The sequence below is a fragment of the Microbacterium sp. AZCO genome, from assembly GCF_039614715.1.
Lineage (GTDB): Bacteria > Actinomycetota > Actinomycetes > Actinomycetales > Microbacteriaceae > Microbacterium.
The window spans coordinates 1,044,421-1,070,372 of sequence record NZ_CP154857.1 but is presented as its reverse complement, the minus strand read 5'-3'; the positions used below and the strand labels follow the sequence as shown (position 1 = coordinate 1,070,372).

The window sequence follows — 25,952 nt, the reverse complement described above, 5'->3', positions numbered from 1 at the left end:
ACGCCTTTCAGTAGCTGCGGATGAGATCGGTCAGCACCCGCTGACCGAAGACGAGCGCGTCGAGGGGGACGCGTTCGTCCACACCGTGGAACATGCCGGTGAAGTCGAGATCGGCGGGCAGTCGCAGCGGTGCGAATCCGTAGCCGGCGATGCCGAGTGTCGACAGCGCCTTGTTGTCGGTCCCCCCGCCCATGAGGTACGGGATGACCGGGATGCCGGGGTCGTGCCGGCCGAGGCCCGCGACCATGGCGTCGACGAGGTCGCCGGCGAACGGCACCTCGAGTCCGATGTCCTGATGCACGACCTCGATCTCCACGTCGTCGCCTACGATCGCCTGGATCTCGGCGAGGACGGCGGCCTCGGTGCCGGGCAGCGCGCGCACATCGATGAGCGCCTCGGCGCGGTCGGGGATGACGTTGTGCTTGTAGCCCGCCTCGAGCCCGGTCGGGTTGGTCGTCGTGCGCAGCGTCGAGCGGATGAATCCGGATGCCGCACCCGTCGTCTCCGCGAGGGCGTCCGGGTCTTCCGCCGAGACGCCGGTCAGCTCGGCGAGGCCGTCGAGCAGCTCGCGCGTCGTGCCCGTGAGGCTGATCGGCCACTGCGTGCGACCGAGCGCCGCGACCGCCTCGGCGAGCCGGGTGACGGCGTTGTCGGGGTGGTGACGGCTGCCGTGGCCCGCGCGGCCGCGCGCGATGAGCTTGATCCAGGCGAGGGCCTTCTCCCCCACCTGCAGGAGGTACGCGCGACGCCCGCCGGCGGAGATCGAGTAGCCGCCCACCTCGCTGACGGCCTCCGTCGCGCCGGCGAACCACTCGGGACGATCGCGCACCACGAGCGCGGAGCCTTCGACGCCGCCGTTCTCCTCGTCGGCGAAGAACGTCAGGATGAGGTCGCGCTCCGGCTGCTCGCCGGCGCGCAGGAGGTCTGCCACCGACGTGAGGATCATGGCGTCCATGTCCTTCATGTCGACGGCGCCCCGGCCCCACAGCATCCCGTCGCGGATCTCACCGCCGAACGGATCGACGCTCCAGTCGTCGGCGATCGCGGGGACGACGTCGAGGTGGCCGTGCAGGATCAGCGCGGGCTTCGCGGCATCCCTGCCCGGAACGCGCGCGGAGACATTCGTGCGGCGGTCGATCGGCTCGTAATACTCGGGCGCGAGCCCGAGCGATTCGAGGTAGGCGCCGACGTACTCAGCGGCCTCGCGCTCGCCCGTCGCGCGACCCCCGCCGTGGTTGGTCGTGTCGAACCGGATGAGGTCGCGCGCGATCCGCACGACCTCGGGAAGGTCGGTCTCGGGCGTGGGCATGCGGACTAACCTACCGGGCGCCGGTGACGGCTCTGTTTCGAGACGGTTAGCCGATTCTTCGCACGACGCGTGTACCGCAGAACGCCGGTGAAACGAAGAAGGCCCCCTTCCGGGGGCCTTCTTCGTTCTGTGCGCGAGGGGGGACTTGAACCCCCACGCCCTATACGGGCACTAGCACCTCAAGCTAGCGCGTCTACCTATTCCGCCACCCGCGCATCTGGGTGTTTTCGGTTTCGCAACCGAGGATCGACACTAGCACGTTCCTCGCCAGACGAAGAATCGGCGGGGTCAGCCCATCGACACGCCGAAGGCGAGACCGAGCACGTACGTGACGGCAGCGGCGCCGAATCCGATGCCCAGCTGGCGCAGCGCGCGGCGCAGCGGCGGGCCCCCCGAGAGCAGTCCGACGGTCGCCCCCGTCGACAGCAGGGCGATGCCGACGAGCACGAGGGCGAGCACGACGGCCGCGACGCCGGACAGCCCGAAGATCCACGGCAGCACCGGGATGATGGCGCCCGAGGCGAAGAACAGGAAGCTCGACAGGGCGGCTCCCCACGCGCTTCCGACGACCTCGTGGTTGTCCACGACCTCGACGGGGCCGGTGTACGTGCTCTGCGCCTCCTGCGTCCGGGATGCCGCCACGATGCGGCGAGCGCGCTCGAGGGCCTCGGTCTCCGGCATCCCCCGTGTCCGATAGACCAGGGCGAGCTCGTTGGCGTCGATGTCGAGGTGCGGGAGGGCGGCGTCGGCGTAGCCGTTGGGCTCGGTCGCCTCGAGCAGCTCGCGCTGCGAGCGCACCGACACGAACTCCCCCGCGCCCATCGAGAGCGCGCCGGCGAGGAGGCCCGCGACACCGCTGAACAGCACGAACTGCGCCGACACGCCCGTCGCGCCGATGCCCATGACGAGGGCGAGGTTCGAGACGAGGCCGTCGTTGGCGCCGAAAACGGCGGCGCGGAAGGTTCCCGAGAGGCGCCGCCGCCCTCGGGCGGCGAGCCCCCGCACGACCTCGTGGTGGATCTTCTCGTCCGCCGCCATGCGCGATGTCGCGAACGGCTCGTCGTCGTAGGGTGAGCGCCCCTCGGCGTTCTGGGCGAGTGCCAGGACGAAGATCGATCCGAAGCGCCGCGCCATCCAGCCGAGCAGCCGCGTTCCGAGTCCGGGGCTCGGCAGCCGCTTCGGCTCCCCGCCGAGCAGCTCGAGCCAGTGCGCCTCGTGCCGGCCCTCCGCCTCGGCGAGCGCCGTGAGGATCTCGCGCTCCTCGCCCTCGCGCCGCGCGGCCAGCTCGCGGTACACGCGCGCCTCGGCGCGCTCGTTGACGAGGTATTGCGCCCAGCGACGTCGGTCGCGGGCGGTGGGTGCGGCGGGCGCGCTCAACGGAGCCTCCAAAGGCTGCTGCGGTGCGGGGACCCTTCCACGCTAGTCAGGGGGTGGATGCCGCATCCCCGGAACGCCGCGATTGCCAGCATTTCGGGCCCCCGAACCCCGGCGGCAGGGAACCGCCCCGGCTGCCCGCACGGAAAGCGGAACGGCAGCCGGGGCGGTCGTCGGGGTGCGGGATCAGCCGGTGAACTCGGCCGTCCAGCGGGTCGTGGCGCCGGCGGGGAAGCGGTACCACGCGGTGGGCACGGCGACGACCTCGACGGGTCCGTCGACGCGCACCTTGCCGTTGGGCGCCGTCACACGCTCTCCGTTGACGTACCAGGCGACGCCGTCCGTCGCGTGCACCTGAACCTCGTCCTTGCCGCTGCCCGGGCGATCGCGCAGCTCCGGCGCGCGCGGCGACGTCTCGACCGTGAGCAGCGGGACCTTCGAGAAGTCCATGTCGGACGCGAGGTACCACCCGGTGTAGGCCGGCTGGTTGTACGTCGTCTGCTGCCGGGCGATCTCGGCGCGGTACTGCAGGTCGGCCATGAGCGTCACGAGCTTGTGCGAGGTCACATCCGTCGAGACGTAGATCCGCAGCGCGGACGAGTCCGTCGTGCGCACCACGAGCTCTTCACGCCAGTCGCCCAGCACATCGGCGACGAGCGACGGATTGCCCTTCGTGCCGTTGTTGGTCAGGGTGCCCGTCGCGGTGAGGAGGGTGCCGCGCGTCCAGTCCTTGATCGTCGGCGTCGCGGTGCCCGACCCGTCGACGATCTGCGTCGTGAGATCGCCGGCCCATCGGATCGACTGGTTGGTGCCGGGCGTCGTCGGCTGCAGCCGGCCGCCCGTCGCGCTCAGGAGACCCGACCCTTCCGTTCCGTTCGGCATGCTCGACCACGCTTCGATGCCGGGGACGTCCGGGCGGACGTCGCCGATCATGCCGCGGCCGGTGTCGCGGCCCGAGTAGGAGCCGAAGAGCACCTCGCCGGTCGCCGCATCCCGCATCGCCGAGCCGTAGGGAGCGAAAGTCGCACCCTCGTGGACGGTCCAGATCTCGAGACCGGGGCGGTTCGGATCGATGTCGGTCACGTGCATCGCATCGCCGTGCCCGAGCCGGACATCCTGGCCGGGTTGCGCGCTCTGCGGCGGCAGCGTGTCGAACGAGCTGTACAGGAGCGACCCGTCGTCGTCGATCGTCGCGCCGCCGTAGACGATCTCGTGGCGCCCGTCTCCGTCCACGTCCGCGGCGCTGAGCGAATGGAAGCCCTGCGTCGTGAGCGTGGCGTAGGCCGGGTTGGAGCCGTCGCGCCCGTGCGGGCTGTCGTTGAACGGGTTCGTCATGGGGACGTGCCCGCTGTCGACGAACCACCTCTCGCTGAGGCTCGTGCCGTCCCAGTCGTAGGCGGCCATGGTGGCCCGCGTGTAGTAGCCGCGGGCGAAGACGGCGGAAGGATGCGTGCCGTCGACGTACGCGACCCCGGAGAGGAAGCGGTCGACGCGGTTGCCCGGCTCGATGCGCGCCATGGCGTAGTCGCCCCACAGGAGCCCGTCATCGCCGCGCGGCGGGTTGTACGGGATCGTCTGCAGCTCGGCGCCGGAGAGGCCGTCGAAGACCGTGAGGTACTCCGGCCCGTCGACGATGAACCCCTCGAAGTTCCACAGGCGGTTGTTCCCGCTGCGGCTCGGACCGTAGACGTCGATGAAGTAGTCGGTCAGCTCCTCCGCGTTCTCGCGGCTCAAGGGGTACTCGTGGGTCACGGGGATGCCCCACGCCTCCTCGAGCGTCGCCGGCCACTGCCCGGAGATCACCTCGGCACGGTCGCTCCAGCCGAGGAACATGTCGGTCAGGTGCTCGCGGAAGTCCTGGTTGCTCAGGCGATAGTCGTCCTCGTGCGTGTATCCCGCCGCGACGTCGGCGGCCGGCATCGTCACGTACGACTCCGCCTTCACCGATCCGTCCGCCTCGTACGTCGTCGACTTCGTGCCCGGCGCCGTCTTGAGCATGAGCTCGCTGCGGCCGTCGCCGTCGAAGTCGTACGCGAGGAACTGCGTGTAGTGCGCACCCGCCCGGATGTTGACGCCGAGCGAGATGCGGTTGAGCAGCGTGCCGTCGAGCTCGTACGTGTCGAGGTAGACCTCGCCCGTGTAGCCGACCTGCGAGACGTCCTTCGAGTTGGACGGATCCCACTTGACGATCAACTCGTAAGCGCCGTCGCCGTCGACGTCGGCGACGCTCGCATCGTTCGCCGAGTACGTGTACGCCTCGCCCTTCGGGGTCACGCCGTCGGCGGGCTTGCGGAGGGGCACCGTGAGGTAGCCGTTCGCGCTCGGCGCGACGGCCGCGCTCGGCTCGCCCTGGATGCCGCTCACCACGGGAGTCACCGTGTAGTGGGAGGATGCCGAGCCTCCGGCATCCACGTAGTTGGTGCTGTCCGTGACCGTCGCGATCGCCGTGCCGTCGCGCGAGACGACGAAGTCGGGCCCCGCGACGCCGGTCGCGGTGGATCCGGTCGCCTCCGACGCCAGGAGTCGCCAGCTCACGAAGACGCCCGCGCTCGTCGACACGGCGACGAGGCCGCGATCGAGCGCTTCGATCTGCGGCAGGCCGGCAGGGACGCTCTCGCCCGCGAACGGACCGGCGTGATCGGGTGGAGCGGCGGCCGCCGCCTGCACGGAGCCGGCTGCGAGGCATCCTGCTGCGAGCACTGCCACGGCCGCACGGAACGGACTCAGTCCGTGATTCATCGTCGAATCCTTCTCTTCCTGAGGACACGCCCGACCTCGATGGCGAGGATCGTCGATCGGACAGGGAATGCGCTTTCCGTGCGGCGATTGAAACGTTACCGGAGGCTCCGCGGAAGGGTCAACCCTCAGGAGTGGACGCGCTTGCGCAGCACGTCGATGCGTGCCTGCAGCTGCGCGACGGTCGCCTGGGCGACGGCGGGACCTCCGCAGATGCGCCGCAGCTCGGCGTGCACGGCGCCGTGCTGCTCGTTCGCCTGCCGGGCGTAGAGGCCCACGAGGCTGTTGAGCAGCTGTCGCTGCTCCTTGAGCGTCCGGTGCAGCGCCTGCGGCGGCGCGGGAGCCTGTGCCGAATCGCCGTCGGCCGACGACGCCTCCCGCGCCTTGCGATGGCGCGTCTGGCGCGCCTGGCGCTGCATCAGCAGCTCATGCACGTGCTCGGGCTCGAGCAGGCCCGGGAGGCCGAGGAACTCCTCCTCCTCGGGGGTTCCGGGCACGGCGAGCTGGCCGAACTCCTTGCCGTCGAAGAGGACGCGGTCGAAATGCGCCTGCGAGCCGAGCGCCTGGTAGGTGAACTCCTCGGTGAGCGCATCGGATGCCTTGTCCTCGCGCTCGGCGGCATCCATCAGGTCTTCTTCGGCGTTCCACTCGTCGTCGCCGTCGCTGTCGCGATCCAGCGCGTGGTCGCGCTGACGCTCGAGCTCGTTGGCGAGCCCGAGGAGCTGCGGCACGTTCGGGAGGAAGACGCTGGCGGTCTCGCCGCGCCGCCGGGCACGCACGAAGCGGCCGATCGCCTGGGCGAAGAAGAGCGGGGTCGAGGCGCTCGTCGCGTACACGCCCACCGCGAGGCGCGGCACGTCGACGCCCTCCGACACCATGCGCACGGCGACCATCCAGCGCGAGTCGCTCTTCGAGAACGCCTCGATGCGGCCCGACGCCTCGGCCTCGTCCGAGAGGACGATCGTGGGCGCCTCCCCCGTGATCTCGTGGAGGATCGCGGCGTAGGCGCGGGCAGCGGTCTGGTCGGTCGCGATGACGAGACCGCCCGCATCGGGCACGTGCTCGCGGACTTCCGTCAGCCGGCGGTCCGCCGAGCGCAGGACAGCGGGGATCCAGTCGCCCTCGGGGTCGAGCGCCGTGCGCCATGCCTGCGACGTGATGTCCTTCGTATTGTCCTGCCCGAGCTGCGCCTCCATCTCGTCGCCGGTCTTGGTGCGCCAGCGCATCTGGCCGGCGTAGACCATGAAGATGACGGGGCGGACGACGCCGTCCTCCAGGGCGCGCCGGTAGCCGTAGCTGTAATCGGTGCGGGAGAGGCGGATGCCCTTCTCGTTCGGGTGGTACTCGACGAACGGGATGGGCGCCGTGTCGCTGCGGAACGGCGTGCCGCTCAGGAGCAGGCGACGCGTCGCCCGCTGGTACGCCTCGCGCAGGGCGTCGCCCCAGCTCAGGGCGTCGCCGCCGTGGTGCACCTCGTCGAGGATCACGAGCGTGCGCTTGTCGAGGACGAGCCGTTCGTGGACGGATGCCTTCACCGCGACCTGCGCGTAGGTGACGGCCACGCCGTGATAGTGCCGTGCCGGCGAGAAGTGACGGTTGCTGAAGGCGGGGTCGAGCCGGATGCCGACGCGGGCCGCGGCATCCGCCCACTGCGTCTTGAGGTGCTCCGTCGGCGCGACGACGACGATGCGGTCGACGATCCGGCGGCGCAGCAGCTCGCTCGCGAGGCGGAGGGCGAACGTCGTCTTGCCGGCGCCGGGCGTTGCGGCGGCGAGGAAGTCGCGGGGGCCGCTGCCGACGCCGTCGGGTCCGTCGAGGCTGAAGTACAGGTCGAGCGCCTCGACCTGCCAGGCGCGCAGGCGCTGCGCGGTTCCCCACGGCGCACGCTGCGGATACGACGGGGAGAGGTGCTCGGCGGCGAAGCTGCCCAGATGCGGACGGCCGTGGTCGTCGACGCCGCCGCGGTCGCCGGATTCCGCGATCTCGGGGGCGTGCTCGAGCGCGAAGGAGGACTCCGGCGAAGCGCCGAGGATCGTCTCGTCTTCCACTCGGCCTCCCCTCCGCGTGCGCCCGACGGCACGAACGACCACCCTAAACGAGACCGGCGACACGCTGGCCGACGCGGCGCGGCGTCGGGCGGGCGATAGCCTGGTGAGCGGTCATAAACCGAGGAAAAGACGGATGCCGAACAGCGAAGATCCCCGCAGCCCCTTCATCGCCAACTCCGGGCCGCATCCCTGGCGCCGGTACGTCGCGATCGGCGACTCCTTCACGGAGGGCGTCGGCGACCCCGAGCCGACCGCGCCGAACGGATTTCGCGGGTGGGCGGATCGCGTCGCCGAGGTGCTGTCGCAGCAGGTCGACGACTTCGCGTACGCCAACCTCGCGGTGCGCGGCAAGCTCATCGGGCAGATCGTCGCCGACCAGATCGAGCCGGCCCTCGCCCTGAGCCCCGACCTCATCACCTTCTCGGCGGGCGGCAACGACGTCATCCGCCCGGGCACCGACCCCGACGTCGTGGCGCAGCAGTTCGAGGACGCCGTCGTGCGCCTCACCGGTCACGGCGCGACCCTCGTCGTCTTCACGGGGATCGACACCAACTTCACGCCGGTGTTCCGCGGCATCCGCGGCAAGGTCGCGATCTACAACGAGAACATCCGCTCGATCGCCGACAGGTACGACTGCATCGTCGCCGACCAGTGGGCGCTCAAAGAGGTGCAGGACATGCGCTTCTTCGACGACGACCGCCTGCACTACAACGCGCTCGGCCACCACGAGGTGGCGCGCATGGTGCTGCGCGCCCTCAACGTGCCCAACGACCTGCAGCCCATGCAGCCCGACCCGCTCCCCAACCGCACGTGGCGCGAAGCGCGCGCCGTCGATCTGGTGTGGGCGCGCGAGTACCTCGTGCCGTGGGTGCTGCGGCGCCTGCGCCACCAGTCCTCCGGAGATCACGTCACCGCCAAGCGGCCGTCGCCGCTTCCCGTCACGACCCTTCTCCCGGGGAAGGATGCCGCCGCCCCGCGCGGCGAGCAGGTCTGAGCCCGCCGCATCCCGCCCGCCCAGAGCCCGTGCTGCCGCCGAGCGCCCACGTTCTGGTCCGTTCGTTGCGCGGGCGCTCGGCGAGAGCACGGGATATGGACGCGGAGGACCTAGCGCACCCGCAGCTCCCACATCGCCACGGCCGCGGCGGCGGCGACGTTGAGGGAGTCGACGCCCCCGGCCATCGGGATCGTCACGACGGTGTCGGCCGCGGCGAGCGCGCGACGGGACAGCCCGTCCCCCTCGGCGCCGAGCATGAGGGCCACGCGCTCGGGCGCCGCAGCGGCGAAGGCGTCGAGCGGGACCGCGCCGTCGGCGAGCGCGAGGGCGGCGAGGTGGAAGCCGAGTCCGTGGAGCACCGACGACGCCTCGCCCCACTCGGGCAGCCGCGTCCACGGCACCTGGAACACCGTGCCCATCGACACGCGCACCGACCTCCGGTACAGCGGGTCGGCGCATCGCGGCGACACGAGCACGGCGTCGGCGCCGAGGCCGGCCGCTCCGCGGAAGATCGCCCCGACGTTCGTGTGGTCGACGATGTCCTCGAGCACGACGACGCGCCGCGCGGCAGCCACGACCTCCTCGACGGGCGCGAGGGGCGGGCGGTGCATCGCGGCGAGCGCCCCCCGGTGGACGGTGTAGCCGGTGAGCGCCTCGGCGACCTCGCCCGGCACGACGTACACGGGGACGTCGGGGAGGTCGGCGAGCAGCGTCTCGGCATCCGGCAGCCACTTCTCCTGCACGAGCACCGAGCGCGGCCGGTGCCCGGCTCGGACGGCGCGCGCGATGACCTTCGCCGACTCGGCGATGTACAGCCCGCCCTCGGGCTCGAGCACGCGCCGGAGGGCGACGTCGGTCAGGTCGCGGTAGTCGGCGAGGCGCTCATCGGACGCGGAGCCGATCGGGGTGACGAGCATCCGTCCACCTTCCCATGAGGCATCCGTAACACGCCGGAAAACCGGCGGGCGTACTCTCGTTGCCGAGGGGGTGCCATGACCATCGTGACCGACTTCGACGCGCAGACCGCCGCCTCCGTCGCACGCGCGGTCGAGGTGCTCTCCGGTCGTCGCATCGCGGTGCTCACCGGCGCGGGCGTCTCGACGGATTCCGGCATCCCGGACTACCGCGGAAAGGGCGCGCCGGTGCGCACGCCCATGACGGCTCAGGCGTTCCTCGCGAGCGAGTCATCGCGCCGCCGGTACTGGGTCGGCAGCCACCTCGGGTGGAAGGCGTTCGCCGCTGCGGCCCCGAACGAGGGCCACCGGGCTCTCGCGCGTCTCGAGTCGGACGGCGTCGCGTCGGGGGTCATCACGCAGAACGTCGACGGGCTGCACGTGCGCGCCGGCAGCCGCCGCGTCGTCGAGCTGCACGGCACGATGCGCCGGGTCTTCTGCACGCACTGCGGGCAGGTGTTCGACCGGCGCGACCTCGCGGCGCGGGTCGAGCGCGACAACCCGTGGATCGCGATCCCCGACAACGTGCAGCTCGGGCCGGACGGCGATGTGCTCCCCGAGTCGAGCGATGGCTTCGTCGTGCCCGAATGCACCGTCTGCGGAGGGATGCTGAAGCCCGACGTCGTCTTCTTCGGCGAGTTCATCCCCGCCGAGAAGTTCCGCGAGGCGGAGCAGCTCGTGCGCACGAGCGAGGCTCTCGTCGTCGCCGGGTCGTCCCTCGTCGTGAACTCGGGCATCCGGCTCGTCGAGCGTGCGCGCCGCCGGCGCCTCCCCGTCGTGATCGTCAATCGCGGCGAGACCCGGGCCGACGGTCGTGCCACCGTGAAGATCGACGCGGGCACGAGCGACGTGCTGCGCGCGTTCGCCGAGGCCCTGCCCGCGCCGCGCTGACCCCCGTCGGTCGCGGATAGGCTCGAAGGGTGACGACCCTCATCCTCGTGCGCCACGGCGAGACCGACTGGAACCGCGATCGACGCATCCAGGGGTCGACCGACGTCCCGCTCAACGACACCGGTCGTCAGCAGGCCCGCGATGCGGCCGCCTCGCTGCGCGAGCGGCTCAATCCCGATGTGCCGATCCTCATGGCGGCCAGCGACCTGTCCCGGGCGCGCGAGACGGCGGAGATCATCGCGGGCGAGCTCGAGCTCGAGGCTCCGCGGCTGTACCCCGAGCTGCGCGAGCGCGGCTACGGCGTCGCCGAGGGCTTGAGCGTCGACGAGTACTTCCAGCGGTGGGGCGACTGGCACGGCACCGACGTCCCCGAGGCCGAGACGCGCGAGGCTCTGCGGGAGCGCGCCCTCCACGGGCTCACCCTGGTCACGCGCGACGTGCGCCGTGCGACGGCTCCGGCCGCGGCGACCGTCATCGTGGTGACGCACGGTGCGCTCATCCGCGAGGTGATCCGTCACGCGAGCGGCGGAACCCTGCCCCTCGACGGCGAGAAGCTCGCCAACGCCTCGGCGCACACGGTGCTCTTCGAGCGGGAGCGCCTGCGGCTGCTGTCGTACACGCCGATCGCCGCCTGAATCAGGCGTTAGGTCGCGATCAGGCCCGCTTCAGGATGCCGCGCGCGTGGCGCAGGACGGGCTCGTCGACCATGCGCCCCTGGTAGGTGAAGACGCCGCGCTCCCCCGTCGCGGCGTCGAGCACGGCCCGCGCCCACGTGACGGCATCCGCGGCGGGCCGGTAGGCGGCGCGGATCACCTCGACCTGAGAAGGGTGGATGCAGGCCGTCGCCGTGAATCCCGAGGCTGCCGCGTCCGCGGCCTCGATCCGCAGCCGCTTCGTGTCGGCGATGTCGAGGTGCACGGCGTCGATGGCGGCCTTGCCGCGGGCGCCGGCGGCCAGGAGCGTGCGGCCGCGCGCGTACCGCGCGATGTCGCGGTAGCGACCGTTCGGCTTGCGGCTGGACGTGCCGCCGAGGCTCGCGACGAGGTCCTCCGCTCCCCACATGAGCGCCGTGACGTTCGGGAGATCGGCGATGCGCTCGGCCGCCGCGACGCCCTTCGCGGTCTCGAGCAGGGCGACGACGTCGAACCGGCGGTCGATCTTCGCGATGCGCTTAGGCGACTCGGCCTTCGCGACCATGATCGTGCGGTAGTCGGTCTGGGACAGCGTCGCGAGGTCGGCCTCGAACGCATCCGTGCCCGTCGGATTGACGCGCACGACGACGCGGACCGGGTCGAGGTCCGACTCGATGAGCGCACCGCGCGCCGCGGCCTTGTCGGCCGGCGCGACGGCGTCCTCCAGGTCGAGGATCACGGCATCGGCGCGCTCGAGCGCCTTCGCGTACCGCTCGGGGCGATCGGCGGGGCAGAACAGGATGGCGGGACCGAGGTCGAACGTCACGGAGCTCCTTCCGTCGGGGTGGCGGCATCCCGGCACCACATGAGCGCCGTGCGCGTCGCTGTGGCCACGATGACGCCGTCCTGATTGCGGCCGGTGTGCCGCATCGTCACGATGCCCTGCCCGGGCCGCGATGCCGAGCGCCGCTTCTCGACGATCTCGGTCTCGGTGTACAGCGTGTCGCCGTGGAAGAGCGGCGCGGGGAACGAGATGTCGGTGAGGCCGAGCTGCGCGACGAGGGTCCCCTGGGTGATCTGGGCGACGGACGCCCCGACCATGGTCGCGAGCGTCCACATGGAGTTCATGAGTCGCTGCCCGAAGGGCTGGGTCGCGGCGTAGGCGGCGTCCAGGTGCAGCGCCTGGCTGTTCATCGTGAGCGAGGAGAACAGCACGTTGTCGGCCTCGGTGGCCGTGCGGCCGGGGCGGTGCACGTACCTGACGCCCACCTCGAGCTCCTCGTAGTAGAGCCCGCGCTGCAGCACCTCCGGCGGACGCTGCTCCTGGTTCTCGTCCCAGCCTGTGCCGTCGCCCACGCGAGTCACGCTACCCGTCGAGCCCGAGCGCGCGCGAGATGACGAGCAGCTGCACCTCGCTCGTGCCCTCGCCGATCTCGAGGATCTTCGAGTCGCGGTAGTGCCGCGCCACGGGGTACTCGTTGATGAAGCCGTTGCCGCCGAACACCTGCGTCGCGTCGCGTGCATTGTCCATCGCCGCGTCGCTCGCCGTGAGCTTGGCGATGGCGGCCTCGGTCTTGAACGGCTTGCCGGCGTCGCGCAGCCGGGCCGCGTGCCGCCAGGCGAGCCGCGCCGTGTGCACGCGGGCCTGCATGCGCGCGATCGTGAACTGGATGCTCTGACGCGACGAGAGCGACTCGCCGAACACCGTGCGCTTCTTCGCGTAGTCGATGGATGCCTCGAGGCATCCCTCCGCGGCTCCCGTCGACAGGGCGGCGATCGCGATGCGCCCCTCGTCGAGGATGTGCAGGAAGTTGGCGAACCCGCGACCGCGCTCGCCGAGCAGATTGGCCTCGGGCACGCGGGCGTCGACGAAGGTCAGGGGATGCGTGTCGGAGGCGTGCCAGCCCACCTTGTCGTACGGCGCCTCGACGGTGAAGCCTTGCGTGCCGTTCGGCACGATGATCGTCGAGATCTCCTTGCGGCCGTTCGACTCCCCCGTGACCGCCGTGACCGTGACGAACCTCGTGATGTCGGTGCCGGAGTTGGTGATGAACTGCTTCGATCCGTTGACGACCCACTCCCCGCCGTCGAGCCGTGCCGTCGTGCGCGTCGCGCCCGCGTCGGAGCCCGCCTCCGGCTCGGTGAGCCCGAACCCGGCGAGCGCGCGACCGGCGAGCAGGTCGGGAAGCAGCTCGTGCTTCTGCGCGTCGGAGCCGAAGCGGAAGACCGGCATCGCGCCCAGGCTCACGCCGGCCTCGAGGGTGATGGCGATCGACTGGTCGACGCGGCCGAGGCCCTCGATCGCGAGGCACAGCGCGAAGTAGTCGCCGCCCTGTCCGCCGAGCTCTTCGGGGAAGGGCAGGCCGAACAGACCCAGCTCCCCCATCTGCGCGACCACGTCGAGCGGGAGCGTCTTGGTGCGGTCGGCCTCGTACGAGCGGGGCGCCACCACCTCGTCGGCGAAGTCGCGGACGAGCTTGGTGAGTTCGAGCTCGTCGTCGGTCAGATCGGGCTGGTTCATGCGTGCATCTCCGTCGACGTCACGATCGCATCACGTCCGTTGTGGGGACATGGGGGTACTGGTTAGTGTTCACTAACTGGTGATCCAGGTTAGCGAGGATTAACTGAAATGACAAGCGGCCTGACCGAGCGCGATCGCGCGAAGGCCGACCGGCAGGCGGCGCTCCTCCACGAGGCGGCGCGGCTTTTCGCCGAGCGCGGCTTCAGCGGAGTGAGCCTGGAGGACCTCGGAGCATCCGTGGGCGTGAGCGGCCCCGCGGTGTACCGCCACTTCGCCAACAAGCAGGCGCTGCTGAGCGCCATCCTGGTGGGGGTGAGCGAGCGGCTGCTCGCCGGCGGGCAGGAGGTCGTGGCCCGTCACGACGATCCGGCCGAGCAGCTGGCGGCGCTCATCGCCTTCCACGTCGACTTCGCTCTGCGCGACGCCGACGTCATCCGCGTGCAGGACCGGGATCTCGCGAGCCTCAGCGACGAGGATCGCGGCCGCGTGCGCCGGCTCCAGCGCGAGTACGTCGAGCTCTGGATCCGCGTACTCACCCGGGTGCATCCCGAGCGCGGCGAGTCCGACCTCCGCGTGCGGGCCCACGCCTGCTTCGGCCTCATCAACTCGACGCCGCACAGCATGCGGGGCGCCCGCCAGTCGGCCGGCGACCGCACGGTGCGGCCGATCCTCGAGTCCATGGCGCGGGCGGCGCTGGCGACCTGAGGCCTAGGCTGGCCACACGATGCCGGGCGAGGACGCGGGCGCGGACCCGGGCACGGACGCGCCGGAGGAACGGGATGCCGAGCTCTCGGCGCGCGCCGCGAGCTCTCGCCGCGACTTCCTGAAGTACGGCGGCATCGCCGCGGCCGGACTCATCGTGGGCGGTGGGGCGGGCGGTGCCGCGGGCGCCGCCGTCGGGCATGCCGTCGGCTACCAGCAGGGTGCCGACGACTACGGCGCCCTCGCGCCCCGGCCGGAGCCGGGGTTCGACCACGTCGTGGTCTTCATGGGCGAGAACCGCTCCTTCGACAACCTGCTGGGGTGGCTCTACACGCCTCGCGACCTCGACACCGGCGAGACCTTCGAGGGGCTGGCGTTCGGCGACCACGGCAACGTCGGTCCCGATGGCCGGCGCGTCGCGGCGCACGTCTACTCCGGCCCGACGGACGTCGTGATGGGATCGCCGAACCCCGATCCCGGCGAAGAGTACCCGCACGTCAACACGCAGCTCTTCGGCACGGTGATCCCCGCCGGGAATGCGACGAGCGAGATCGCCGGCATGACCGCGCCCTTCAACGCGCCGCCGGGCGGCACGCGCGCGACGATGGAGGGCTTCCTCCGCGACTACTGGAACAACGTGACGCGTCTGCACCAGGGGAAGGAGCCCACGGCTGACGAGGCATCCCAGATCATGGGCGGCTTCTCCCCCGAGCAGCTTCCCGTGCTGTCCACGCTCGCCCGCGAGTTCGCGGTCTTCGACTCGTGGTTCGCAGCGGTCCCGTCGCAGACCTATTGCAACCGCTCGTTCTTCCACGCGTCGACGTCGCACGGCTTCGTCACCAACCAGGACGGCGGCGGCTACGCGAAGTGGCTCGACGCTCCTGCCGCGCCGACGATCTTCAACCGGCTCGAGGACGCCGGCCTCTCCTGGCGCGTGTACTTCGACGAGCTGCAGCTCGTCTCGCTCACGGGCGTGCTGCACGCGCCCGTGCTGGAGGAGTACTGGCGCACCGACCGCTTCGTCTACATGACCCGCTTCTATGAGGATGCGAAGAACGGAACCCTCCCCGACTACGCGTTCATCGAGCCGCGGATGGTCTACAACCACAACGACTTCCATCCTCCGTTCGGCATCCTGCGCGAGGGGGATGCCGGCCGCGAGGAGATCGTCGACTCGGCCGTGAGCGACGTGCGGGCGGGAGAGAAGCTCGTGGCGAGCATCTACGACGCGATCAAGACGAGCGCGAGCGCGACGGGGTCGAACGCCATGAACACGCTGCTGCTCATCACCTTCGACGAGCACGGCGGCACATACGACCACGTGCCTCCCCCGGCCGCCACCCCGCCGGTGGCGGACGCGGAGGAAGGAGAGATGGGCTTCGGATTCGACCGGCTCGGGGTGCGCGTGCCCGCGATCGCGGTCTCCGCCTACACGCGGGCGGGAACGATCATCCACGACGAGCTGCACCACGGCGCCGTCATCGCCACCCTGTCCCGGCTGCACGGCCTGCGCCCGATCTCCCGACGGGACGCCGGTGCCAACGACCTGTTCTCGATCGTGAATCTCGACACCCCACGCGCTCCGCGCACGTGGCCCGTCGTGCAGCCGATGTACGTGCCGCAGAATCCGGATGACGACGACCTCACGGCGCTCGGGACCGGCGCGCAGAAGGACAAGCCGCTCAGCCCGCCCGGCCGCGGACTCGTCGGCCTCCTGCTCGCGCGGTACGGCACGCCCGGCGAGCCCGAGCCGAAGACCTACGAGGATGCGTACCGCATCCTGCAGGCCCACGGACTCGGGCTCTTCTACCCCAAAGTGGGGTAGCGCTCAGCGCATCAGCATCGCACGGCCCGGCTCGCGGAGGATCCCTCCGACCGCCGCGAGGAACCGCGACCCCTGCTCGCCGTCGACGAGGCGGTGGTCGAACGAGAGCGCGAGCGTCATGACGTCGCGCAGCGCGATCTCACCCCGGTGCTCCCAGGGCTGGCGGCGCACTGCGCCGAGGGCGAGGATGCCGGCCTCCCCCGGATTGAGGATCGGCGTTCCCGCGTCGACGCCGAAGACGCCGACGTTGGTGATCGAGAACGTGCCCCCCATCATCCCGGCGGGGGCCGTCTTGCCCGATCGCGCGGTCTCGGCCAGGGCGCCGATCGCGTCAGCGAGCTCGACGAGCGTCATCGTCTCGGCGTCGCGGATGTTGGGCACGACGAGCCCGCGCTGCGTCGCCGCGGCGATGCCGAGATTGACGTAGTCGAACTCGACGATCTCGCCGTGCTCCTCGTCCCAGCGGGAGTTGAGCTCGGGCGTCTGCGCGAGGGCGAGGCACACCGCCTTCGCCGCGACCGCGAGGATGCCGATGCGGTGACCCTCGAGCGAGCGGTCGGCCTTGAGCGACGCGATGAGCTCCGTCGTCGCCGTCACATCGACCGTGAGGAACGTCGTGACGTGCGGCGCCGTGAAGGCGCTGCGCACCATGGCCTCCGCCGTGTGCTTGCGGACGCTGCGGATCGGGATGCGGCGCTCCCGCTCGCGCGGAGCGCCGGAGAGCGCCGCGGGCGACGTCGGGACGGGCTCGGCGGCCTGCTCCGGAGCCGTCTTCGCGGCCCTCGCGCCGACGCGCTCGGCGTAGGCCTCGACGTCGCCGCGCGTGATGATGCCGGTCTCGCCGGTCGGCTCCACGAGCGCGAGGTCGATGCCGAGGTCCTTCGCGAGCTTCCGCACGGGCGGCGTCGAGCGCGGCCGCTCGAGCGGCGCGTCGATCGTCTCGGGCGTGTGCAGCACGTCGTGCGGCGCGGCCTCGAGCACCGCCGTGTCGGCGCTGTGCGACGAGACCCGAGCGGCGGCGACGCGGGCGCGGCGCTGCGGCCGGCCGGCGGACGCGGGCGCGGCTCCATAGCCGACGAGGTTGGGCTGCGCCTTCTCCTCCGGGGCCTCAGCGGCGGCGGGTGCGGCGACGTGAGCGGCGGCGGGTGCGGCGACGTCGGCGGCCCCGGGTGCGGCCGGGGAGGCGGCATCCATCCCCTCGACGTCGAACGCGATCAGCACCGAGCCGACCGCGACGATGTCGCCGGCCTCGGCGTGCAGCTTCGAGATGACCCCCGCGTAGGGCGAGGGCAGCTCGACGACGGCCTTCGCCGTCTCGACCTCGGCGATCGTCTGGTTGAGCGTCACGGTGTCACCCTCGGCGACCATCCACTGCACGAGCTCGGCCTCGGGCAGACCCTCGCCGAGGTCGGGCAGACGGAACTCCTGGATCACTGGTCCACCACCCCCGACAGGCTGTTGGGCCGGTCGAGCACGCGGTCGACGCCGTCGAGGATGCGGTCGAGGTCGGGCAGGTGGTGCTTCTCGAGCTTGGCCGGCGGGTAGGGGATGTCGTGCCCGGTGACGCGCACGGGAGCGGCCTCGAGGTAGTGGAAGCACTTCTCGGTGATGCTCGCGATGAGCTCGGCCCCGACCCCCGCCTCACGCGCCGCTTCGTGCGTCACGACGACGCGACCGGTCTTGCGGACCGACGCGGTCACCGTGCGGTAGTCGACCGGCGAGATCGAGCGCAGGTCGATGACCTCGATCGAGATCCCGTCGTCCTCGGCGGCGGTCGCAGCATCCATCGCCGTCGCCACCTGCGCCCCGTACGTGAGCAGCGTCACGTCGTTCCCCTCCCGCGCGATGCGGGCGAGGCCCATCGGCGGTGCGTCCGCGAGGTCGGCGCCGAGGTCGACCTCGCCCTTGGAGTGGTACAGCCGCTTCGGCTCGAAGAAGACGACCGGGTCGTCGGAGGCGATCGCCTGGCGGAGCATGACATAGGCGTCCTGCGGATTGGAGACCGCGACGACCCGCAGGCCCGACGTGTGCACGAAGTACGCCTCGGGCGACTCCGAGTGGTGCTCCGCCGCGCCGACGCCGCCGGCCCACGGGATGCGGATCGTGATCGGCATCTTCACGTTGCCGCGCGTGCGGTAGTGCAGCTTCGCGACCTGGCAGACGATCTGGTCGAACGCGGGGTAGACGAAGCCGTCGAACTGGATCTCGACGACGGGACGGTACCCGCGGAACGCGAGGCCCACCGCGGTGCCCATGATGCCCGCCTCGGCGAGCGGTGTGTCGACCACGCGCTTTGCGCCGAACTCGTCGAGCAGGCCGTCGGTGATGCGGAAGACGCCGCCGAGCTTGCCGATGTCCTCGCCCATGACGAGCACCTTGTCATCGTCGGCCATCGCGCGCCGAAGACCCTCGTTGATGGCCTTCGCCATCGTGAGCTGCGTCATCGCCCCGCCTCCGCGTTCGGCTCGAAGCCCGCGAGGTAGGCGGCGAAGTGCTCCCGCTGCTCGGCGAGGCCCGTGTGCGGCTCCTCGTAGACGTGGTCGAACACGCCGATCGGCTGCCGCGAGACGGCGCCGAGAGCGGCACCGCGCACGGCCGCGCCGAGCCGGTCGGCGTCGGCGGCGACATCGGCCTGGAAGTCGTCGCCGAACTCGTTCTGCGAGCGCAGCAGGGCCTCGACGCGGGCGATCGGGTCACGGCGCCGCCAGCGCTCGACCTCCTCCTTGTCGCGGTAGCGCGTCGGGTCGTCCGACGTCGTGTGGGGGCCCATCCGGTAGGTCACCGCCTCGATGAACGCGGGGCCCTTGCCGCTGCGGGCGTGGTCGGTCGCCCAGCGCATCGCCGCGAGGCTCGCGAGGACGTCGTTCCCATCGATGCGCAGGCTCGGGATGCCGAATCCCGGCGCGCGGCCCGCGATGGGGAACTTCGCCTGCACCGTGACGGGCTCCGAGATCGCCCACTGGTTGTTCGTGCACACGAACACCACGGGAGCGCGGAAGGACGAGGCGAAGACCATGGCCTCGTTGACGTCGCCCTGACTCGACGCGCCGTCGCCGAAGTAGGCGGCCGCCACCTGGTCGGTGCCGTCGCGCTGGATGCCCATGGCGTAGCCGACCGCGTGCAGGCTCTGCGCACCGATGATGATCTGCGGCGTCGCGGTGTTGATGTCGTACGGGTTGTAGGTCGAGTGCTCCTCACCGCGCCAGGCGATGACGAAGTCGGCGGGCTTCGCGCCCCGCACGAACTGGACGCCGATCTCGCGGTAGCTCGGGAAGACGAAGTCGTCGCGGCGGAACGCCCGCGCCGTGCCGACCTGCACGCCCTCCTGGCCCTGGCACGGGGCCCAGAGTCCGAGCTGCCCCTGGCGCTGGAGGGCGATGCCCTCGGTGTCGATCCGGCGCACGAGCGTCATGTCGCGATAGAGGCTCCGCAGCGCCTCCGCGTCGACGTCGGCGACCCAGCGATCGAGCTCGGGATCGGCGACGCGCTCGCCGTCTTCGTTCAGCAGGCGGGCGACATCGTCGACATCTGTCGCGAGATCCGTCTGGGGTGTGAGGGTGTGCATCGTCGGTCATCCCTTCGCGAGGCGATCCGCCCTCGTGAGGCGGTTCGACATCGGAGCGCCGGCACCGTCGCCGACACCTCGACGTTACGTCGATCTTGCACCTAGCTCAAGCATCCAGAGCATCTCTGAGCATGTTGCCAAAAAGCCTCGAGCAAACCCGTGCTAATCTTTCGCACTATGACCAACCTCGACCGCGTCGACCTTCAGCTGCTCGCGGCACTGTCGACAGACCCGCGCGCCACCGTCGTCGCGCTCGCCGACAAGCTGGGACTCTCGCGCAACACCGTGCAGGCGCGCATGGGCCGCCTCGAGCGCGCCGGCGTCTTCCTCTCGTACGAGAGGGCCATCTCGTCCTCGGCTCTGGGCTTCCCCATCGAGGCCTTCGTGAGCGTCGTCGTGCGCCAGGCCGACCTGCCGCGTATCGGCGACGAGCTCACGCGCATCCCCGAGATCGTGCAGGTGCACGGCCTCAGCGGGCAGATCGATCTGCTCGTGCGCGTCGCGTGCCGGGACACGCAGCATCTCTTCGAGACGGATGCCCGCATCCTCGCCATCGAGGGCGTCGAGCGCACCGAGACCTCGCTCGTGATGGGCGAGGTGATCGGCTACCGCGTCGCGCCCCTCATGGCGTTGGCAGGGCGGGAGGACTGATCGACTCGCCCGTCGGCGCGTGCTCGGCATCCATCCGTACGAGGACCACGCCCACGAGGATGAGCGCGCCGCCGACGAACTGCACGGGAGCCGGCACCTCGCCGAGCAGCAGCCATGCGAACCCGAGCGCGAAGAGCACCTCGGAAAGCCCGACGAACGACGCGACGCGCGACCCGATGCGCGGCACCGCCATCACGCCGAAGGCGTAGCCCAGCGTCGTCGCGACGGCGGCGACCCACAGGAGCGGCGCGAACCAGGGCAGCGTGACGCCCGCGAGCACGACGTCGACGGCGGGCGCCTGGAACGGCAGGATGCCCGAGAGGCAGAGCACCGCCATCAGCACGGCGCCGACCAGGAGGCCGCCGGAGGCGAGCGCGAGGGGAGGGAGGTCGTCGCCCGCGCGCTCGGAGATGAGGAAGTAGGCGCCGACGCACACCGCCGCGCCGAGCGCGAGGAGCGTGCCGAGGAGGTCGAACCGCGCGCCGGAGATGTCGACCACGAGCACGAGGCCGACCATCGCGACGACGGACCCGACCATCACGAGTCGCGACGGCGCCCGCTTCGTGCGCACCCACGCGAGCCCGACGAGCAGCACGGGCGCCAGGTACTGGATCAGCAGGGCGACGGCGACCGGCATCCGCTGCATCGCGGCGAAGAAGAGGATCTGGCAGCCCGCCACCGCGGTCAGCCCGAAGCCCACGATGAGCCGCCAGTGCCGGCGCAGGAACGAGCGCTCCCGGCGCATGGCCAGCACGAGGGCGGGAGCGAGGATCAGTCCCGAGACGCCCATGCGCACGAGCAGCGCGGCGCCGAGCGACCAGCCCGCCTCCAGCAGCGGCTTGATGAGCGGCCCGCTCGAGGAGAAGGCGAGCGCGGAGGAGACCGCCATCACGAGACCCGCGGTCGAGACGCGGCGGATCGAGCCGGTCTGCGGCAGAGTGGTCGTCGTCGCGGTCATCGCGGCCCGCCTGTCAGGAGCGTCGGAGGTTACACTGGTGACACTATCCGTTCGAGACGTCAGGAGTCAATGTGATCTTCACCCCTGACACTCGGCTGTCGCTCGCGGCGGTCGTGAACCTCGTCAACACGCTCCCCGGCTACGACGATCCCGACCGCCTCGAGACCGTCGCCGACCTCGACGACTTCCTCGCCGGGAACCCCTACACGGGGCGCATCGCCCGCACGCGCGAGACCGTCTCGGCGCTGCGCGACGTGCGCGCGCGCCTGCGGATTCTGTGGGACGTCGACCGGGTGGATGCCGTCCCCCTCGTCAACGAGATGCTCCGCGACAGCGGCGCCCTCCCCCAGCTCGTGATCCACGACTCGTTCGACTGGCACATCCACGCGACGTCCGACGAGGCTCCCCTCGCGACCCGCATCCTCGCCGAGGCCGCCATGGCCTTCGTCGACGTCATCCGCGCGGACGAGTACGACCGCGTGCGCGTCTGCTCGGCCGACGACTGCGAGGCCGTCTACATCGACTACTCCCGCAACGGCTCGAAGCGCTACTGCGACACCGGCAACTGCGGCAACCGCATGAACGTCATCGCGTACCGGGCGCGGAAGGCGCGAGAAAGCGCCTGATCGCCTCGGCCGCGGGCGCCGGCGTCTCGTAGTGGATGAGGTGTCCGACGTCCGGGATCTCGACGAGCTCCGCGTCACGGAAGAGCGTCGCGAGGTGCCGCTCCGCCTCGATCGGGGTGATGTCGTCCTTCTGCGCCGCGACGAGCAGCGTCGGCTGCGCGATGCGCGGCGCGAACCGACGGACGTCGTTCGAGACCGAGGCGACGAACGCGTCGTGCAGCACGTCGCGGTCGGAGAACCGCGAGAAGTAGGTGTCGTGCTGATCGTGGATGAAGCGCCGCAGCTCGGCGTCGTGCGTCTTGGCCATCGACACGCTCATGACCCGCACGATGAGCCCGTTGCGCAGGAGCCCCTCGCCGAGCCCCTCGGGCAGCTTCGCGCCGGCCCAGTAGTAGAACACCGCCAGGCGCGTGAGCACTCCGCGCGGACCCTCCAGCGCGGGGGCCCCGATGGGGTTCACGAGGATGACGCGCGGGGTCGGGAGACCTCCGGCCACGGCGGCGGAGACGACGATGGAGCCGAACGAATGGCCGAGGATGACGGCCCCCGGCGCGACGGCGGCGACGAACGCCGTGAGCCACTCCGCGTAGGCGGCGAGGTCGTGGCGACGACCGGGCAGCGGCGGGGTCTCGCCGAACCCCGGCAGATCGGGCGAGATCACCCGGACATCGGGCAGGTGCGCGACCACCGGCTCGAGGCCGTGGTGCTCGCCGCGGAAGCCGTGCACCGCCACGATCGTGGTCGACGCGTCGGCGGGGCCGTAGGTCCAGTACGCCGTCGAGCCGCCGAGCACCGGCGCCACGCGGCGCTCGACCGGGATCTCCGCGAGGAGCGACGAGTACGGACTGGCGACGGGCACTCATCGAGTCTACGGATCGGGGCTGGGCGGGAGCCGCCAGCGCGCCTGGACGCCGATGTCGGAGGCCGCGCATACCGTGATCGGCATGGACCCCCTCGCCCTGTTCCAGAGTCCCGAGTGGACGCGCGTCATCGGCGTCTTCGACCTCGAGACGACGGGCGTCGACGTGCAGCACGACCGCATCGTCACGGCGCACGTCGGTGTGCTGGATGCCGCGGGCACGGTGCTGACGGCGCGCGACTGGCTGGCCGATCCCGGCGTGGAGATCCCCGAGGGGGCGACGGCCGTGCACGGCATCACGACCGAGCACGCCCGTGCCGAGGGCCGACCCGCACGAGTCGTCGTCGCCGAGATCGTCGATGCCGTGCGCGGCATCCTGGATGCCGGCATCCCGGTCGTCGCCTACAACGCGCCGTACGACTTCTCGCTGCTGAAGCACGAGGCCGAGCGGCACGGCATCGCACCGATCCTCTCTCCCGCCCCCGTCATCGATCCGCTCGTCGTCGACAAGGCGTACGACCGCTGGCGACGCGGCAAGCGCACCCTCACGGTCGTCGCCGAGCACTACGCCGTGCGACTCGACGGCGCCCACGAGGCGTCGGCGGACGCCATCGCGGCGGGGCGCGTCGCGCAGGCTCTCGCGGAGCGGTACGCGGCATGGCTGCCGCCCACCGCGGAGGAGCTGCACACGCGGCAGATCGGCTGGGCCCGCGCGCAGGCGGCCAGCCTCACGGAGTACTTCATCCAGATCGGACGGCTCGACCCCGACGACCGGCTCGACGGCAGCTGGCCCATCCGCTGACTCGGGGCCGGCTCGCCGGAAACGACGAAGACCCCGACATCCGTCGGGGTCTTCGCGGGGCGGGCCTTACTTGGAGGAGCCGCCGAAGTTCTTGAAGCGCTGGTTGAACTTCTCGACGCGACCGGCCGAGTCGAGGATGCGCTGCTTGCCCGTGTAGAACGGGTGCGACGCCGACGAGATCTCGACGTCGATGACGGGGTACTCGACGCCGTCGAGCTCGATCGTCTTGTCGCTCGTGACGGTCGAACGCGTGAGGAACGTGTCACCCGAACCGAGGTCGCGGAACACGACGGCCTGGTACTCGGGGTGGATGTCAGTCTTCATAGGAAGTCCTTCAGGTGTGGTGCCCTGGATTTTGCCAGGGCGGACGAAGTCTGCGGTGCGAATGCACCAAAGAGCGATTCTACCAGCCTGCAAGCCCTCTCGAGAACGCGGCCTCGGCTCCGGCTCAGGAGGCCTCGGCGGCGCGTGCCGCGTACCGGCCGTCGGCCTGCGTGAGCGTGATCGGCAGCCCGAACGTCGTCGTCAGGTTCTCGCCCGTCAGGGTCTCGGCGATGGGGCCCGCGGCGACGACCCTGCCCTCGCGCAGCAGCAGCACGTGCGTGAAGCCGACCGGGATCTCCTCGACGTGGTGCGTGACCATGATCATGGCGGGGGTCGTGGGCGCCTGCGCGTAGCCGCCGAGAAGCGTCAGCAGCTCTTCCCGGGCACCGAGGTCGAGGCTCGCGGTGGGCTCGTCGAGCAGCAGCAGCTCGGGGTCGGTCATGACGGCGCGGGCGATCTGGACGCGCTTCTGCTCGCCGTCGGACAGCGTGCCGAACGTGCGGTCGGCGAGGTCGTCGAGCTTCCACTCCGCGAGGACCCGCAGGGCGCGGCGCTCGTCGATGTCTTCGTAGGCCTCGTTCCAGCGGCCGAGCACCGAGAACGCCGCCGTCAGCACGACGTTGATGACGGTCTCCTCCGGCGGGACGCGCTTGGCCATCGCCGACGAGGCGAAGCCGATGCGAGGACGCAGCTCGAACACGTCGGTGCGACCGAGCCGCTCCCCCAGGATCGTGACGACGCCGGCCGTCGGGTGCAGCAGCGTGTCGGCGAGCTGCAGGAGCGTCGTCTTGCCGGCGCCGTTCGGTCCGAGGATGACCCAGCGCTGGTCGTCGTCGACCGACCAGTCGAGGTGGTCGACGATGTCTCGGGCGTTTCGGCGGACGACGACGTCGGAGAACTCGAGGACCTGCGGCATGCCGCCAGCCTATCGGCCCGCGCCGCTCACCTCCGCGTACAGCGCCTCGGTCTCCTGCGCGATCGTGGCCCAGCTGAAGTCGTTCGTCGCCCGCTCCCGTCCGGCCGCGCCGTAGGCCCGAGCGCGCTCGCGATCGGACACGACCTCGGTGAGCACGCGCGCCAGATCGTCCACGAACCTGTCGGGATCGATGGGCGTCCCGGTGCCGTCCTGCACCTGCTCGATCGGGACGAGCCGTCCCGTCACGCCGTCGACGACGACCTCCGGGATGCCGCCCGTCGCGGTGCCCACGACGGCGGCGCCGCACGCCATGGCCTCGAGGTTCACGATGCCGAGCGGCTCGTACACCGACGGGCACACGAACGTCGTCGCGGCGGTGAGGATCGTGCAGAGCTCCTGCCGCGACAGGAGCCGGTCGAGCCACACGACGCCCTCGCGCGTCTGCTGGAGCCCCTTCACGAGCTCTTGGACCTCCGCCATGATCTGCGGCGTGTCGGGTGCGCCGGCGCAGAGCACGAGCTGCACGTCGGGCGGAAGCTGCTCGGCCGCGCGCAGGAGGTACGGCAGGCCCTTCTGGCGCGTGATGCGCCCGACGAAGACGACGGACGGCTTCGACGGATCGATGCCCAGCGCCGCGAGACCTTCCGGATCATCCACGGGATGCCACGCCTCGACGTCGATGCCGTTGTAGATGACGCGCACCTTCGCCTCGTCGAGGCTGGGGTAGCTGCGCAGGATGTCAGCCTTCATGCCCTCGCTGACCGCGACGATCGCGGCCGCACCCTCGTACGCGGTCTTCTCGATGTAGCTCGAGACGGCGTAGCCGCCGCCCAGCTGCTCCGCCTTCCAGGGGCGGAGCGGCTCGAGACTGTGCGCCGTGACGATGTGCGGGATGCCGTGCAGGAGCGATGCCAGGTGGCCCGCGAAGTTGGCGTACCACGTGTGGCTGTGCACGACGTCGGCTCCCGCGACGTCCGTGACGATCTCGAGGTCGGTGCCGAGCGTCTGGATCGCCGCGTTCGCGGCGGACAGCTCCTCGGGCACGCCGTACGCCGTCGTGTCGGCCTCGTCGCGCTGGGCGCCGAAGGCGCGCACCTGCACCTCGATGGACTGGCGCAGGGCTTTCACGAGCTCCGTCGCGTGGACGCCGGCTCCGCCGTAGATCTCCGGCGGGTACTCCTTGGTGATGATGTCAACGCGCATGGCACGAAACCTAGTACACGTGACGCGCCGGGGTATACCCGCTACCCCGCGTCCTGATCGGGG

24 protein-coding genes and 1 tRNA gene are annotated in these 25,952 nt (G+C 71.1%); 8 read left to right on the top strand and 17 right to left on the bottom strand.

What is annotated here, in order from left to right; all coding sequences use genetic code 11:
• Window positions 1-7: 7 nt before the first annotated feature.
• From AAIB33_RS05005 to AAIB33_RS04985, 5 genes are all read right to left on the bottom strand, one after another.
• Window positions 8-1,309, bottom strand: a complete 1,302-nt coding sequence (locus AAIB33_RS05005; RefSeq protein ID WP_345802459.1) for a M20/M25/M40 family metallo-hydrolase — start codon at window positions 1,307-1,309, stop codon at window positions 8-10.
• A gap of 130 nt (window positions 1,310-1,439) precedes the next feature.
• Window positions 1,440-1,524, bottom strand: a tRNA-Leu gene (locus tag AAIB33_RS05000).
• Between the two features lie 73 nt (window positions 1,525-1,597).
• Entirely contained in the window at window positions 1,598-2,686 is a 1,089-nt protein-coding gene (locus AAIB33_RS04995; RefSeq protein ID WP_345802458.1) for a VIT1/CCC1 family protein, read from the bottom strand.
• Window positions 2,687-2,869: 183 nt separating this feature from the next.
• Window positions 2,870-5,422 (bottom strand): rhamnogalacturonan lyase, encoded by a 2,553-nt coding sequence (locus tag AAIB33_RS04990; RefSeq protein ID WP_345802457.1) that lies wholly within the window; start codon window positions 5,420-5,422, stop codon window positions 2,870-2,872.
• A gap of 125 nt (window positions 5,423-5,547) precedes the next feature.
• Window positions 5,548-7,401, bottom strand: coding sequence for a DEAD/DEAH box helicase (locus AAIB33_RS04985; RefSeq protein ID WP_345803381.1), 1,854 nt, complete (start codon window positions 7,399-7,401; stop codon window positions 5,548-5,550).
• A gap of 199 nt (window positions 7,402-7,600) precedes the next feature.
• Between AAIB33_RS04985 and AAIB33_RS04980 the strand changes: the two genes are divergently transcribed.
• Entirely contained in the window at window positions 7,601-8,461 is an 861-nt protein-coding gene (locus tag AAIB33_RS04980; protein ID WP_345802456.1) for an SGNH/GDSL hydrolase family protein, read from the top strand.
• Between the two features lie 110 nt (window positions 8,462-8,571).
• Here AAIB33_RS04980 and AAIB33_RS04975 read toward each other — a convergent pair whose 3' ends face one another.
• The gene (locus tag AAIB33_RS04975) at window positions 8,572-9,378 is read right to left on the bottom strand and encodes an RNA methyltransferase (protein ID WP_345802455.1); all 807 of its coding nucleotides are present in this window, start codon (window positions 9,376-9,378) and stop codon (window positions 8,572-8,574) included.
• A gap of 75 nt (window positions 9,379-9,453) precedes the next feature.
• On the opposite strand from AAIB33_RS04975, the gene AAIB33_RS04970 reads away from it, so the two are divergent.
• Both AAIB33_RS04970 and AAIB33_RS04965 read left to right on the top strand, forming a co-directional pair.
• Window positions 9,454-10,305, top strand: a complete 852-nt coding sequence (locus AAIB33_RS04970; RefSeq protein WP_345802454.1) for a Sir2 family NAD-dependent protein deacetylase — start codon at window positions 9,454-9,456, stop codon at window positions 10,303-10,305.
• 29 nt (window positions 10,306-10,334) lie between these two features.
• The gene (locus AAIB33_RS04965) at window positions 10,335-10,940 is read left to right on the top strand and encodes a histidine phosphatase family protein (protein WP_345802453.1); all 606 of its coding nucleotides are present in this window, start codon (window positions 10,335-10,337) and stop codon (window positions 10,938-10,940) included.
• Window positions 10,941-10,959: 19 nt separating this feature from the next.
• Here AAIB33_RS04965 and AAIB33_RS04960 read toward each other — a convergent pair whose 3' ends face one another.
• From AAIB33_RS04960 to AAIB33_RS04950, 3 genes are read right to left on the bottom strand one after another with little or no spacing between them, the layout of a single operon-like run.
• A complete protein-coding gene (locus AAIB33_RS04960) occupies window positions 10,960-11,763 on the bottom strand; it encodes a CoA ester lyase (RefSeq protein WP_345802452.1) in 804 nt (267 codons plus the stop codon).
• Window positions 11,760-12,293: a MaoC family dehydratase gene (locus tag AAIB33_RS04955; protein ID WP_345802451.1), complete on the bottom strand. Its 534-nt coding sequence runs from the start codon at window positions 12,291-12,293 to the stop codon at window positions 11,760-11,762. Before AAIB33_RS04955 ends, AAIB33_RS04960 begins: the two co-directional genes overlap by 4 nt.
• Before the next feature lie 10 nt (window positions 12,294-12,303).
• A complete protein-coding gene (locus tag AAIB33_RS04950) occupies window positions 12,304-13,458 on the bottom strand; it encodes an acyl-CoA dehydrogenase family protein (protein WP_345802450.1) in 1,155 nt (384 codons plus the stop codon).
• Window positions 13,459-13,566: 108 nt separating this feature from the next.
• Between AAIB33_RS04950 and AAIB33_RS04945 the strand changes: the two genes are divergently transcribed.
• Together AAIB33_RS04945 and AAIB33_RS04940 are read left to right on the top strand one after the other, a co-directional pair.
• Window positions 13,567-14,163, top strand: a complete 597-nt coding sequence (locus AAIB33_RS04945) for a TetR/AcrR family transcriptional regulator (RefSeq protein ID WP_345802449.1) — start codon at window positions 13,567-13,569, stop codon at window positions 14,161-14,163.
• Window positions 14,164-14,182: 19 nt separating this feature from the next.
• Window positions 14,183-15,985: an alkaline phosphatase family protein gene (locus AAIB33_RS04940; protein WP_345802448.1), complete on the top strand. Its 1,803-nt coding sequence runs from the start codon at window positions 14,183-14,185 to the stop codon at window positions 15,983-15,985.
• 3 nt (window positions 15,986-15,988) lie between these two features.
• On the opposite strand, the gene AAIB33_RS04935 is transcribed toward AAIB33_RS04940, so the two are convergent.
• The 3 genes from AAIB33_RS04935 to pdhA are packed head-to-tail and all read right to left on the bottom strand — an operon-like array spanning window position 15,989 to window position 19,550.
• Window positions 15,989-17,419 carry a dihydrolipoamide acetyltransferase family protein gene (locus AAIB33_RS04935; protein WP_345802447.1) on the bottom strand — a complete coding sequence of 477 codons (1,431 nt, stop codon included), beginning with the start codon at window positions 17,417-17,419 and terminating at the stop codon, window positions 15,989-15,991.
• Complete coding sequence (locus tag AAIB33_RS04930; RefSeq protein ID WP_345802446.1) at window positions 17,416-18,429, bottom strand: alpha-ketoacid dehydrogenase subunit beta; 1,014 nt, start codon at window positions 18,427-18,429, stop codon at window positions 17,416-17,418. The genes AAIB33_RS04935 and AAIB33_RS04930 overlap by 4 nt, the downstream gene beginning before the upstream one ends.
• Window positions 18,426-19,550, bottom strand: coding sequence for a pyruvate dehydrogenase (acetyl-transferring) E1 component subunit alpha (pdhA, locus tag AAIB33_RS04925; protein WP_345802445.1), 1,125 nt, complete (start codon window positions 19,548-19,550; stop codon window positions 18,426-18,428). The genes AAIB33_RS04930 and pdhA overlap by 4 nt, the downstream gene beginning before the upstream one ends.
• A gap of 177 nt (window positions 19,551-19,727) precedes the next feature.
• Between pdhA and AAIB33_RS04920 the strand changes: the two genes are divergently transcribed.
• Complete coding sequence (locus AAIB33_RS04920) at window positions 19,728-20,201, top strand: Lrp/AsnC family transcriptional regulator (RefSeq protein ID WP_345802444.1); 474 nt, start codon at window positions 19,728-19,730, stop codon at window positions 20,199-20,201.
• Here AAIB33_RS04920 and AAIB33_RS04915 read toward each other — a convergent pair.
• Window positions 20,173-21,159, bottom strand: a complete 987-nt coding sequence (locus tag AAIB33_RS04915) for a DMT family transporter (RefSeq protein ID WP_345802443.1) — start codon at window positions 21,157-21,159, stop codon at window positions 20,173-20,175. The genes AAIB33_RS04920 and AAIB33_RS04915 overlap by 29 nt on opposite strands.
• A gap of 71 nt (window positions 21,160-21,230) precedes the next feature.
• Here AAIB33_RS04915 and AAIB33_RS04910 point away from each other — a divergent pair, with 71 nt between their 5' ends.
• Window positions 21,231-21,785: a CGNR zinc finger domain-containing protein gene (locus tag AAIB33_RS04910; protein WP_345802442.1), complete on the top strand. Its 555-nt coding sequence runs from the start codon at window positions 21,231-21,233 to the stop codon at window positions 21,783-21,785.
• Here the strand turns inward: AAIB33_RS04910 and AAIB33_RS04905 are convergent.
• On the bottom strand, window positions 21,745-22,644 hold the full coding sequence (locus tag AAIB33_RS04905) for an alpha/beta hydrolase (protein WP_345802441.1): 900 nt from the start codon (window positions 22,642-22,644) through the stop codon (window positions 21,745-21,747). The genes AAIB33_RS04910 and AAIB33_RS04905 overlap by 41 nt on opposite strands.
• Before the next feature lie 85 nt (window positions 22,645-22,729).
• Between AAIB33_RS04905 and AAIB33_RS04900 the strand changes: the two genes are divergently transcribed.
• Window positions 22,730-23,446, top strand: a complete 717-nt coding sequence (locus tag AAIB33_RS04900) for a 3'-5' exonuclease (RefSeq protein ID WP_345802440.1) — start codon at window positions 22,730-22,732, stop codon at window positions 23,444-23,446.
• Between the two features lie 66 nt (window positions 23,447-23,512).
• Here AAIB33_RS04900 and AAIB33_RS04895 read toward each other — a convergent pair whose 3' ends face one another.
• The 3 genes from AAIB33_RS04895 to glgA form a co-directional block, all read right to left on the bottom strand.
• Entirely contained in the window at window positions 23,513-23,770 is a 258-nt protein-coding gene (locus AAIB33_RS04895; protein ID WP_345802439.1) for a type B 50S ribosomal protein L31, read from the bottom strand.
• A 124-nt stretch (window positions 23,771-23,894) separates the two neighbouring features.
• Window positions 23,895-24,686 carry an ABC transporter ATP-binding protein gene (locus tag AAIB33_RS04890; protein WP_345802438.1) on the bottom strand — a complete coding sequence of 264 codons (792 nt, stop codon included), beginning with the start codon at window positions 24,684-24,686 and terminating at the stop codon, window positions 23,895-23,897.
• 9 nt (window positions 24,687-24,695) lie between these two features.
• Window positions 24,696-25,889: a glycogen synthase gene (gene glgA / locus AAIB33_RS04885; RefSeq protein WP_345802437.1), complete on the bottom strand. Its 1,194-nt coding sequence runs from the start codon at window positions 25,887-25,889 to the stop codon at window positions 24,696-24,698.
• Window positions 25,890-25,952: the final 63 nt, after the last annotated feature.

Bases quoted from the DNA above. Each gene is read 5' to 3' on its own strand.
- AAIB33_RS05005 (WP_345802459.1), bottom strand. From the start codon at position 1,309: ATGCCCACGCCCGAGACCGACCTTCCCGAGGTCGTGCGGATCGCGCGC.
- AAIB33_RS04950 (WP_345802450.1), bottom strand. From the start codon at position 13,458: ATGAACCAGCCCGATCTGACCGACGACGAGCTCGAACTCACCAAGCTC.
- AAIB33_RS04890 (WP_345802438.1), bottom strand. From the start codon at position 24,686: ATGCCGCAGGTCCTCGAGTTCTCCGACGTCGTCGTCCGCCGAAACGCC.
- pdhA (WP_345802445.1), bottom strand. From the start codon at position 19,550: ATGCACACCCTCACACCCCAGACGGATCTCGCGACAGATGTCGACGAT.
- glgA (WP_345802437.1), bottom strand. From the start codon at position 25,889: ATGCGCGTTGACATCATCACCAAGGAGTACCCGCCGGAGATCTACGGC.
- AAIB33_RS04990 (WP_345802457.1), bottom strand. From the start codon at position 5,422: ATGAATCACGGACTGAGTCCGTTCCGTGCGGCCGTGGCAGTGCTCGCA.
- AAIB33_RS04980 (WP_345802456.1), top strand. From the start codon at position 7,601: ATGCCGAACAGCGAAGATCCCCGCAGCCCCTTCATCGCCAACTCCGGG.
- AAIB33_RS04900 (WP_345802440.1), top strand. From the start codon at position 22,730: ATGGACCCCCTCGCCCTGTTCCAGAGTCCCGAGTGGACGCGCGTCATC.
- AAIB33_RS04930 (WP_345802446.1), bottom strand. From the start codon at position 18,429: ATGACGCAGCTCACGATGGCGAAGGCCATCAACGAGGGTCTTCGGCGC.
- AAIB33_RS04975 (WP_345802455.1), bottom strand. From the start codon at position 9,378: ATGCTCGTCACCCCGATCGGCTCCGCGTCCGATGAGCGCCTCGCCGAC.
- AAIB33_RS04940 (WP_345802448.1), top strand. From the start codon at position 14,183: ATGCCGGGCGAGGACGCGGGCGCGGACCCGGGCACGGACGCGCCGGAG.
- AAIB33_RS04945 (WP_345802449.1), top strand. From the start codon at position 13,567: ATGACAAGCGGCCTGACCGAGCGCGATCGCGCGAAGGCCGACCGGCAG.
- AAIB33_RS04920 (WP_345802444.1), top strand. From the start codon at position 19,728: ATGACCAACCTCGACCGCGTCGACCTTCAGCTGCTCGCGGCACTGTCG.
- AAIB33_RS04970 (WP_345802454.1), top strand. From the start codon at position 9,454: ATGACCATCGTGACCGACTTCGACGCGCAGACCGCCGCCTCCGTCGCA.
- AAIB33_RS04895 (WP_345802439.1), bottom strand. From the start codon at position 23,770: ATGAAGACTGACATCCACCCCGAGTACCAGGCCGTCGTGTTCCGCGAC.
- AAIB33_RS04915 (WP_345802443.1), bottom strand. From the start codon at position 21,159: ATGACCGCGACGACGACCACTCTGCCGCAGACCGGCTCGATCCGCCGC.